Genomic DNA, 10,177 nt, shown 5'->3' on the forward strand with positions numbered 1-10,177 from the left:
ATGGCGGGTTTGCAAGGTGCGTATTATGCCGAGGTGAGTTTCTATGAGCGCTTTGCCCAGCATACGCCAATGCGCCTACCCAAAATCTATTTCAGCGGTGTCAGCGACGATAAATTGCAGTTCTTGCTCTTAATGGAAGATCTTTCATCCTACCGAGCCGGTTCCAACTTAATTGGCGAATCCCGCGCACACGCTGAGATGGCGCTCGATCAGGCGGCAAAATTGGCTGCAAGCTTCTACGGATCCGAGCACATTCTCAATACCGACTTTGTCGTTCATGCGGCAAGAGATGACGGCGGAGCCTTCGGCCAAGCACTTCTCATCGAGTACTGGCCTAAATTTTTAGAGCGCTTTGGCAGCGGCCTAAGCGCCGAAGCGATTGCCTTTGGCGATTACTATGCACCCAGACACGCACAGTTTGTATCGGGTCGTGAGGCGCCCTATACCCTCGCTCATTGTGATTTTCGCTGTGAAAACATGCTGTTTGGCGAAGCCGAAATGGTGACTGTTGACTGGCAAACGCCCAGTGTCGCAGGCCTGCTAACAGATTGTGCTTATTTCTTGGGCGGCAGTGTCGATACCGAAGATCGGCGCCGTTGGGAACGTGATCTGATCGCCCACTACCACCGCCAGCTACTTCACAATGGCGTAGAACTTAGCGTTGAAGACTGCTGGGAACAGTACCGCCGTGAGAGTATGCACGGCCTCATGATCATGATTCTTGGGGCCTGTTTCTCACAGCCAGACGAACGCGGAGATCAGATGTTCGGCACCATGATCAAGCGCCACCTGCAACAATGCTTGGATCTTAACGCAGTCGAGTTTCTGCACCACTAATAGCAAGCAGTGTTGCGCTCAGGTCTCGTTAGGTACTTGGTACCGCGTCTGATAACGCTCGAACAGTGGCCTGGCACTGAGATGCTCCTCCTGCACCGGGTAGCGATGCGTACCAAACTTACCCTTAGGCTTAGCCGCCAAATAGGCTTGCATAGCGGTCTTGGCCGTATCGCTTAAATCTAAGTCAAAGTGTCGATACAAGCGCTGTATATTCGCGAGTGGATCTTCAATTAAATCCTGATAGCGCGAATCGGCAATATTAGCCGGCGGCACCAGCCCAGAATCGCGCTGATCCATGACTTTTTCCAGGCGGTGCGCTGTCGCCTCCCCCATCAAAATGTTCTCGAACATCGCCGCATTAAAGGGCTGATCCGAGCGCATATGATATAAAGTGCCCATAAGACTCGTGGTCGATGCCATGCACTGAATGGGGTCTCGGTGTGTCTGCACAATGCGAGCGTCAGGATATATCTGGAGCAACACATCCAAATGGACTTGATGCTCGGGCGCTTTTAACAACCAGCGGGCTCTAGGATTACGCCACTGCAACACTTGCAGCACTTTGCGATGATACTTATAGGCCGGGAGATAGTCGGCTTGCGCACACCACATGGCGTAGGAAGGTGTTTGATGCAGCGAACCAATATGGTCGCTAATAAAGCTACCCGCCATAATCAGACCGCATTCCGCCGGGATATCGCCACGCATCTCATGCATCGCGGCAAATTCGGGCGCCACACGGTTCCACTGGGTGAATACCGAGTCGGCATATTCAATGCGCGGGTCAGTACCGTAAGTGGCAATCTCGGGCGGAGGACAGGGCTGCAGAGCCTCCCACATCAAGGGCACCCCAACGTCTGGGTCTTGGGCTAGCAGTTCAAACAATATTGAGGTACCTGACCGCGGAAGCCCCACGATGAACATCGGGGCTTTGACTTCTTGCTCTTCAATTTCGGGATAGCGTTTGAGCCAATCCATTACTTCAAGCCGAGTCGTCAACCACAAAATCAAGTCGTTGCGTGCCATTAATCGTCCGAACAGCGTCAACTGCGCCTCAGATTCTACAGATTTCAGATACACCTGAAAGGGCTCGCGCCAGGAGTCTTCACCAAAATCTGAAAGCCCCGTTTTAGCCATGGCGTGATCTAGCAGTGATGTTTCGTCAAGAGGCACAACGGCTTGCAAGTCGAAGCAGCGAGCCTCGTCGTTGACCTGTGATAGCCATTGGGGATGCGGTGGAGCCTGCCACAACGGATTGTTCGTGCTCATACTTTGAACCTATTCAATACGCCATTACGGCGCTGTCTTAACTGATCTACGCGCTGTTCTCGGCTAATTGTCTGATGCCCTAAGGGAAGATGATCGAACAATTCCTCTCGCGCCACTTTCTCACAGACAGGTTGAGGGTAGTATGCCGCACCCATCCAACGCACCGTAATATAGCCCTCCTCGTGACCCGAGGGATCTAGCCAGTTAGGAACGCCGGGGTCGTCGTGTGATATCACAAGCAAAAGCTCCCCCGAGTCCTCGAGCACTGCATGGTGACAGTTTGTGCTGCACAAACGATAGCGGTAATCCATGGTTTCCCACCAGTGATTACCAAACTCTACTGCCCAATAATCGGCTTCCGGCGGTCTGACTCTGACAATCAGCGCTTCGTTGTGCGCCACTTGCCAATAGGCGATAAGTGGCTCGCCACCGGGAGTGGCGTCAATAGCGTTATCTTCAAGTTGGCGATAGGACATAAACTGGTGCGGGCGCTTCTTCCAATGCGCAATCATCATGGCCCAATACTCGGTGGACTCCTTGACCCACCTCGCGGCATCTATCAAACCCGCAGCCACAGAAGTGGGACTGGGAATCTGGTCTCGCGGTTCATGATCTAGGATATCGATACGCGCATCCATCGGTGCCTCGTTTGCCCAATCGGCAAAAAACTCGCGAAATGTTACGCGCCATGACCCCGGCGTTGTCTTGATCCAATTCCCCGAGTGCGCATGGGGACTTAATATGATCTCGAAGTAACCGGTCTCGTCTACGTCTATATCAGCCGCCATTAAACTCGCAACCACCCCACCACCCCAAGGGGTATTGCCATCCTCGAGCACGGTTACCGCAAAATATTTGGCGCTACCCCGGTAACCTGTAATTTTATAAGTAAATTCACCATTGATCGGTGCGCCCCGATACAAGGCATCGGTGTTATCGCCCCCTTGCTTGCGGACAGGATCAAAATAATGCAGCAGCTCGGGACAGGCCGGGTCGTTATTTTCCAGTTTAAACTGCAAACCAAGGGCAATATTTCGGGCGAGTAGTCGCAAGCCCTTGGCTCTATCGATATCGTTGTTAGGGGCCGTGTCTCGAAAGACCAAGTCACCTGCCTCGGCTAACTGATCGCAAAACTCACGCCATTGCGCGCGCAGGAACTCATCATTCTGATTATCGCCGTACATAGGACCGCCGTTATTATTAGACTGAGTCTAAACCTACGCATTACCGCCATTGATCACATCCGCCAAATGGCTTATGGCGAATAGGAATGCAGTCTCATGAATCTTTTTAGGTCATCAACTCGATTTTGTACCCGACATCCCGTAGCCTATCGACTTCACCATAAGGACCCTTCATGAGCGCTACACTTACCATCGCTAAGAGTATTTCGATTCCCATGAGCGAAATCGATTACCACGCCATTCGTGCACAGGGAGCTGGTGGCCAGAATGTCAACAAGGTCTCGTCGGCTATTCATCTGACCTTTGACATTCACCAATCGAGCCTGCCCGAGCCCTACAAGCAAGGTTTGCTGAACATGTCAGATCAGCGCATAACAAAAGATGGGGTGGTTGTTATCAAAGCGCAGCGCCATCGCACCCAAGAGCAAAACAAAGAGGACGCATTAGCTCGTTTACGCCAGTTAATACTTAAAGCGGGCCATCAAGACAAACCGAGAAAAGCCACCAAGCCAACGCGCAGCTCGCAAAAAAAACGCCTCGACAGCAAAACCTTACATGGGCGCACAAAAGCCATGCGCTCTAAGATAATCGATTAACGTCAATGAGCAGCTCCCACCGCGGCTTGCTTTGCATAAGCACTTAAGGCCGCAACATCCTGAATTTGAATGCTGCCATAGCCCTGTTTGATCAGGCCGTCCTGTTGCAGCTCTCGCAAACATCGGTGCAGCACTTGTCGAGAACAGTTTGCCAACTGTTGCAGCTGATGGTGCGTCAGCAGCACTTTGGGTTGCTCGCTGGTATCGCCACTAACGTCCGCAATCATAAGCAACAATGTCGCTAATCGCTGAGAACGAACTGGGTTAAGCACCAAGGCTGTAAGATCAAGGACAGCCCGAAAACGCTTGCCGTCCAGCGCTAGCACTTTTGGGTACAGGGCCGGTTGCTGCTCCAGAAACGCCCGCAACTGTATCGCGGGTATCGCCAATAACCGCGTATCGGGGGTCGCGACTAGGGTACGTTCAGCTGGGCTATCCAAAAATAAGGCCACCCAGCTACTCGTGCTGCCGGGTCCGAACACGGCAATCGTCATTTCGGCTCCCCAAGGTGAATGCGCGACCATTTCTAAGCGGCCCGTCATGACAATGTACAAATGATGATGCAGGTCCCCACTGCGCTGTATTACCGTGCGTCGATCAAAGCGTTCGACCGAACTGCACGAAATTAACTCGTCACAGCGGTCATCACTGAGCTCTGAAAAAACCGAAACACTGCGCAGAAATTTGGCAAGTCCTGGGTTGTTCATAGTCTAACCTTAAAATCCGAATCGTTTTTGAACATGCGCTCGACGCAGAGCCCGCTGCTGATCTCTGTCGTCAGCGGTGATTCTTGCGCCCTCAAAACCGGGGATGATCTCAGGCAGATCCCGCAAATCAACCAGTTGGGCACTGGGCCATCGCGAAGGCTCAATCGCGCCACCAACGCCGTCATATCGCATGATGAACGCACCCTGCTCTAGACCCATAGTATCAAGCCAGTTTGGGTAGCCCGTTTCCTCGCTCGTAATCACGTAGTAAATCGCGCCATCGGGTGCGAGCACACTCTGCTGCCGCGTAAGACTCGTCACCCGATTTGCGTACTCGAGTGATGCAAACCACAGGTCTGTGAGCTGTATGCCTTGATACGGGGCACCTACAGGCCATGACTTAATCACCAGCGCCTGCTCGGGCTGCAACTGAAAATGGCCGCTCGCCATCCAGCGACCGCGCGCACCACCAAACTTGAAAGTATCCATTAACGGGCTCACGACATTGGGTGGGCGGCGATCGGTGTAACGCTCTTTAACCATCTGCGGCCAGATTACAGCGGATTGGTGCATGGTATAGGCCATGGCCTCAATGCGCTGTGCAACATTCTCAGGCGTTGGTGCGGCCTTGGACCTACCTTCAAAACCCATTCGGTCGATGTGTAACTCGCCTGCAGGCTGCGTATTCCAATCCGCGTAAATCTGGCGCACCATGACCGTGGTCGTATTATCGGGATTGGTTAAACAGTTCGTCTGACGTTGGCCGCATTGTTGCAGCACCCGAATCTCAAACTGACCATCACTATCGAGCTCAATGTCCTCAAACGCTAAGTAATCTAGACTTTCGCCGTCATTTGCCCACGGTCGACCGGCGTAAAGTTGCACCTCAAGACGAGCAGCCGAACCGAGGTCGCCGCGAATCACATAATCTGTATTCCCTTTGATCTCGGCAAACGAATACCGCTGGTCTGGGTTGTCGCCACCCTCTTTCATGCGCGGATCCATGATCCTGAACAGTGGAAAATCGGGGTCATTAAGTAGCTGTTCCTCGATGCCTTTCAGAAGCGCACGGGACAAAAGCAAATAGGCTCGCGCTTGGTCCTGCTCAGAATCGAAGTATTCAAAGTCACGCACCTCGCTCTCAGCTTGCTGCATAGCAACGATAAGTGCTGACCAAGCGTCACCGAGCGGATCTGGTTGAGCGCCATCCAGCGCGTCACTCTGTGCGGCGGCAGGGCACGTTTTAAAAAACAGCATACCTAAAAACGCGATAGATAGAAGTCGGCGCATGGAACCCTCATTATTGTTGTTGTGATCGCACAGCGTCTATTTTGCAACCATTACTTATCCTTGTCGCGCCCAGAATGTCCAAAATTAGACAATAGAATATAAATAACAATGTTAGACTGGCAAAAAATACTTCAGGCAACCCTTATGTCACAAAACTCAGCATTGAATTGCGCCAATCGAGCCGAGCTAAAGCAGCAACTCGAAGCGACATGCTTCGACTTAGCGGTTATCGGTGGCGGCATTACCGGCGCCGGCATCGCCCGCGATGCGGCGCTTAGAGGTTTAAAAGTTGCCTTACTTGAAGCACAAGACTTTGCGAGCGGCACCAGCAGTCGAAGCTCCAAAATGATTCACGGGGGCTTGCGCTACCTCGTTCAAGGCGACATACCTGTGGTAAAAGAGAGTGCGTCGGAACGCGCTATTTTGCACTCCATCGCGCCGCATTTGGCGACTAAATCGCCGTATATTTTGACCACGCGATCACGGTTAGAATCGTTATTTTTGCGTGTTGCGTTAAAGATCTATGAGTTTCTGGGCAAGGTCGGCAAAGAAGACAAGCACCAGGTTTGGTCCGTTGCCAAACTCAAGGCACAAGAACCGGGCTTGGCGACCAAAGGTGTGCATAACGCGATCGTGTACCCAGAATTCTTAACAGACGACGCGCGCCTAACGCTCGCGACCATTCGCTCGGCGAAAGCGGCGGGCGCAGTTGTGGGTAACTATCTAGCGGTAACTCGGGTATCGCGTGACGGCGATTTTTCGCTTAACGCTGAATCGCGCCTACCAACAGACGACACCAATGCTACGATCAAAGCCAGACTGGTCATCAACGCCGCAGGCCCTTGGGTTGATCAACTGTGCCAAATGGAAAACCCCCAACAACCGCCTCGCTTGGCCCTGAGCCGAGGTATTCACGTGGTCGTGTCAGCGAAGAGATTGCAGGTAAGCAACACCGTCGTTATGTCTACGAGTGACAAGCGCAAGATCTTCGCGGTACCAGTGGGCGATTATACCTACCTTGGCACGACGGATGAGTTCTACCCCGACAGTGACTACTGGCCCGAAGTCTATGCTAAGGACATCGATTATTTATTTAATACGACCAACCGCTACTTTCCCAACATCCATCTCAGCGCCAAAGATGTGGTCTCGGTATGGTCAGGAGTACGCCCCTTAGTCGGCAACACCGAGGGCAAAGCCAACGAAATCTCCCGTAAAGACGAAGTCTGGGAAGGCCCCATGGGCATGCTCAGCATCGCCGGCGGCAAGCTGTCGGCCTACCGAGCCATGGCCGAACGAATCGTTGATCGAGCCGTCGACATCTTAAACATCGAAGCAAAACCCTGCACCACTGCAACGCTACCGCTCCCCGGTGGCGAGTCGATACTTTACGCGGATCTTACCAAGCTTGATCAGACAACGCTCACCCGCTGGCGACGCTTGTACGGCAGCGAGATCAATGAAGTCAATACAATGGGTACGGGCCTTGAAGCCGAGGTTCGCTATGCTGTGCTTGTCGAAGGAGCCCTTCGACTAGAAGATTACTGGGCGCGCCGCAGCAGTCGCGCGTGGTTCGACGACCGCGGAGGCATCGACTCACTTGAACCCGCGTCACGCATCATGGCTGAGCTGCTTAACTGGAGTGATGATCGACGCAAACAAGAGATTACTCACTGCTTAGAGATCGATAAAGCATCACGACAACACATTCACTAAGGTGACAACAATGACTTTTTCTCATACCCAAGCTCTCAGCGATCTACTCGGCGCATCGAGGGTATCCTCAGCCGAAGCAGACACACATCAACGTCGCTTTGACCGCTGGTGCGTCAAGCACTACCGCGACTGGCGCGGGCAAACCGTAACCGCTCCGGCCTGCGTTGTCAGTCCCAGCACCACTGCAGAGGTGCAGGCGCTCATCCGCTACGCAAACCAGCATGCTATTGCGGTAATCCCCTACGGCCTGGGCAGTGGCGTCTGTGGCGGCATTGAACCTAAAGGTGACGATATTCTGCTGGATATGAGCCGTATGAATCAGGTGTGTGAGATTAACTCGACCGATCTACTGGCCACTTTCGAGGCGGGCAAAAATGGTTTAGAAGCCGAAGAAGCCGTCGCTGCACACGGCTTAACCATTGGGCATTGGCCTCAGTCGGTCGCGATTTCGACCGTCGGCGGCTGGGTATCAACCCGCGCCTCGGGTCAGTTTTCGACGGCTTACGGCAACATCGAGGACATTATTTATGCCATGGAAGTGGTGCTACCCAACGGTGAGATCGTCACGCTTGGAAAGGCACCGCGCGCTGCGGCCGGTCCCGATTTGCGCCATTTGATTATGGGGGCGGAGGGTATCATGGGTGTTGTCACCAAGGTCACTCTATCGCTTCGACGCCAGCCCGAGGCGCGCGAGGTTAGTGCGTTTTATTGCCAATCGATGGCACAAGGGTTTGAAGCGCAGCGACAGATTGTGCAGGCCGATTGGCGACCACCCGTCATGCGTCAATACGATGCATCGGAAGTGACTCGTTTGTTCCCCAACTATGAGTCGAACGGTTCGGGATTAGTACTGATGGTGCACGAGGGTCCCGTCGGTCGTGTCACAGCGGAACTCGAAGCCATTCGGGCTATTGCCGATACGGTAGGCCTGGTGGAAGCCGACAGTTCAGTCACTAAAGGCTGGTTAGACCACCGCAATCATGTGCCTGAATGGGTCGACTTGCTAAATATGGGCGTCATTGCCGATACGATCGAGGTATCGGCCACCTGGCAGCAAATTGATGCCGTGTATAACAATACCGTCGCAGCCTTACAAACCGTGCCGAGCATTGCGCTCGCTTCAGCGCACAGCTCGCATGTGTATCGATCGGGTATTAACCTCTATTTCACTTTCGCCTGTGCGCCAACCGATGCCGCGGAGATGGAAGCGCTGTACTTTGAGGCGTGGGACAAAGCGCTCACAGCAACGGCATCAGCCGGTGGCGGCATTGCCCATCACCATGGATCTGGGCGCTTACGCCGACAATACCTTCACCATGACTTGGGCGAACAAGGCATTGAATTGCTTAGAACCTTGAAGCGAGCGATTGATCCAAAGGGTATTATGAATCCAGGGAACCTGCTCCCAGAAGAATAACCATTAGGTAGTACCATGACAGAAGATCTGATTCTGGCCATAGACAATGGCACGCAAAGCATCCGAGCCCTGGCGTTTAACCGCCAGGGCGAGTTAATCGACAAAGCGCAAGTGGCCCTGAACGATTATCAGCACCCGCAACCAGGCTGGATGGAACATGACGTCGACGCATTCTATGAAGCTCTGTGTCGCGTCTGTCAGCAGTTGTGGAGTCAAAATCGAGTGCAACCAGCGCAGGTAAAAGCAGTCGTACCGACCACCCAAAGAGCGACGGTCATTAACCTCGATGCCAACGGCGCCCCTTTGCGCCCAGCGATTGTCTGGCCCGACCAGCGTTTAGCACAGGTGCGATCAAAACGACCGTTTGTGTGGCGAGTTCTGTTCCGACTCCTTGGTTTGAAGCCTACCATTGATGCCCTCGAGCAAGCTTGCGAGATCAATTGGATCATGCAGAACCAGCCAGATATTTGGCACCGCACAGCTCACTTCTTACTGCTGTCCGGCTACCTAAATTACAAACTCACGGGAGAAATAGCTGACAGCATCGGAAACCAAGTCGGTTACATTCCTTTTGATTACAAATCTCAGGACTGGTGCAAGGAAAACGACTGGAAATGGACGTGTATGCCAGTGCGTCGCGATCAACTGCCTCGCTTGGTGAAAACGGGCGACGAGCTGGGTCGAATCACACAAGAGTGCAGCAAGGATACAGGCATCGGGCTCAACACCCCGGTGATTGCAGGCGCCGCCGACAAAGCCTGTGAGGTGCTCGGTAGCGGCTGCATCAACCCCAGCGTCGGAAGTATTTCGTGTGGCACCACAGCTACCATTAATGTCACACATCATAAGTACTTAGAACCACGCCCTTTTATCCCTCCCTACCCCGCCGCCATGCCCGGGGTGTTCAATCTTGAGGTACAAATATTTCGCGGATTCTGGATGGTTAACTGGCTGAAAGACGTTTTTGGTTTGCTAAGCGATACCAAACCACACCAAACCCACGAATCCGCGATTGAAGAATACCTAAGCGCGACGGCACCTGGCGCCCAAGGTTTGGTATTGCAACCCTACTGGAACCCGGGTTTGGGAGAACCCGGACCCGAGGCGCGTGGCAGCATCATCGGCTTTACCGATACGCACACCAAAGCCCACATTTACCGC

Annotated in this window: 9 protein-coding genes; 5 read left to right on the forward strand and 4 right to left on the reverse strand. The window is 53.3% G+C overall.

Annotation, left to right across the window (positions count from 1 at the left end):
* A partial coding sequence (locus ACTF5Z_RS09675) for a phosphotransferase (RefSeq protein ID WP_438985456.1) occupies positions 1-837 on the forward strand: 837 nt, incomplete at its 5' end.
* Positions 838-855: 18 nt separating this feature from the next.
* Here ACTF5Z_RS09675 and ACTF5Z_RS09680 read toward each other — a convergent pair.
* Both ACTF5Z_RS09680 and ACTF5Z_RS09685 read right to left on the reverse strand, forming a co-directional pair.
* Positions 856-2,106, reverse strand: a complete 1,251-nt coding sequence (locus ACTF5Z_RS09680; protein ID WP_438985457.1) for a sulfotransferase family protein — start codon at positions 2,104-2,106, stop codon at positions 856-858.
* The gene (locus ACTF5Z_RS09685) at positions 2,103-3,290 is read right to left on the reverse strand and encodes a DUF1214 domain-containing protein (RefSeq protein ID WP_438985458.1); all 1,188 of its coding nucleotides are present in this window, start codon (positions 3,288-3,290) and stop codon (positions 2,103-2,105) included. The genes ACTF5Z_RS09680 and ACTF5Z_RS09685 overlap by 4 nt, the downstream gene beginning before the upstream one ends.
* A 173-nt stretch (positions 3,291-3,463) precedes the next feature.
* Between ACTF5Z_RS09685 and arfB the strand changes: the two genes are divergently transcribed.
* Entirely contained in the window at positions 3,464-3,886 is a 423-nt protein-coding gene (gene arfB, locus ACTF5Z_RS09690) for an alternative ribosome rescue aminoacyl-tRNA hydrolase ArfB (RefSeq protein WP_423850405.1), read from the forward strand.
* Between the two features lie 2 nt (positions 3,887-3,888).
* Here the strand turns inward: arfB and ACTF5Z_RS09695 are convergent, their stop codons facing one another.
* Both ACTF5Z_RS09695 and ACTF5Z_RS09700 read right to left on the reverse strand, forming a co-directional pair.
* Positions 3,889-4,593 (reverse strand): Crp/Fnr family transcriptional regulator, encoded by a 705-nt coding sequence (locus ACTF5Z_RS09695; protein ID WP_423853714.1) that lies wholly within the window; start codon positions 4,591-4,593, stop codon positions 3,889-3,891.
* A 9-nt stretch (positions 4,594-4,602) separates the two neighbouring features.
* Positions 4,603-5,883, reverse strand: coding sequence for a hypothetical protein (locus ACTF5Z_RS09700; RefSeq protein WP_438985459.1), 1,281 nt, complete (start codon positions 5,881-5,883; stop codon positions 4,603-4,605).
* Between the two features lie 144 nt (positions 5,884-6,027).
* On the opposite strand from ACTF5Z_RS09700, the gene ACTF5Z_RS09705 reads away from it, so the two are divergent.
* The 3 genes from ACTF5Z_RS09705 to ACTF5Z_RS09715 form a co-directional block, all read left to right on the forward strand.
* Positions 6,028-7,599 (forward strand): glycerol-3-phosphate dehydrogenase/oxidase, encoded by a 1,572-nt coding sequence (locus ACTF5Z_RS09705; protein WP_438985460.1) that lies wholly within the window; start codon positions 6,028-6,030, stop codon positions 7,597-7,599.
* Positions 7,600-7,609: 10 nt separating this feature from the next.
* A complete protein-coding gene (locus tag ACTF5Z_RS09710) occupies positions 7,610-9,016 on the forward strand; it encodes an FAD-binding oxidoreductase (RefSeq protein ID WP_438985461.1) in 1,407 nt (468 codons plus the stop codon).
* Between the two features lie 15 nt (positions 9,017-9,031).
* A partial coding sequence (locus ACTF5Z_RS09715; RefSeq protein WP_438985462.1) for an FGGY family carbohydrate kinase occupies positions 9,032-10,177 on the forward strand: 1,146 nt, incomplete at its 3' end.

The organism is Aequoribacter sp. (assembly GCF_965659035.1).
Classification (GTDB): Bacteria; Pseudomonadota; Gammaproteobacteria; order Pseudomonadales; family Halieaceae; genus Aequoribacter.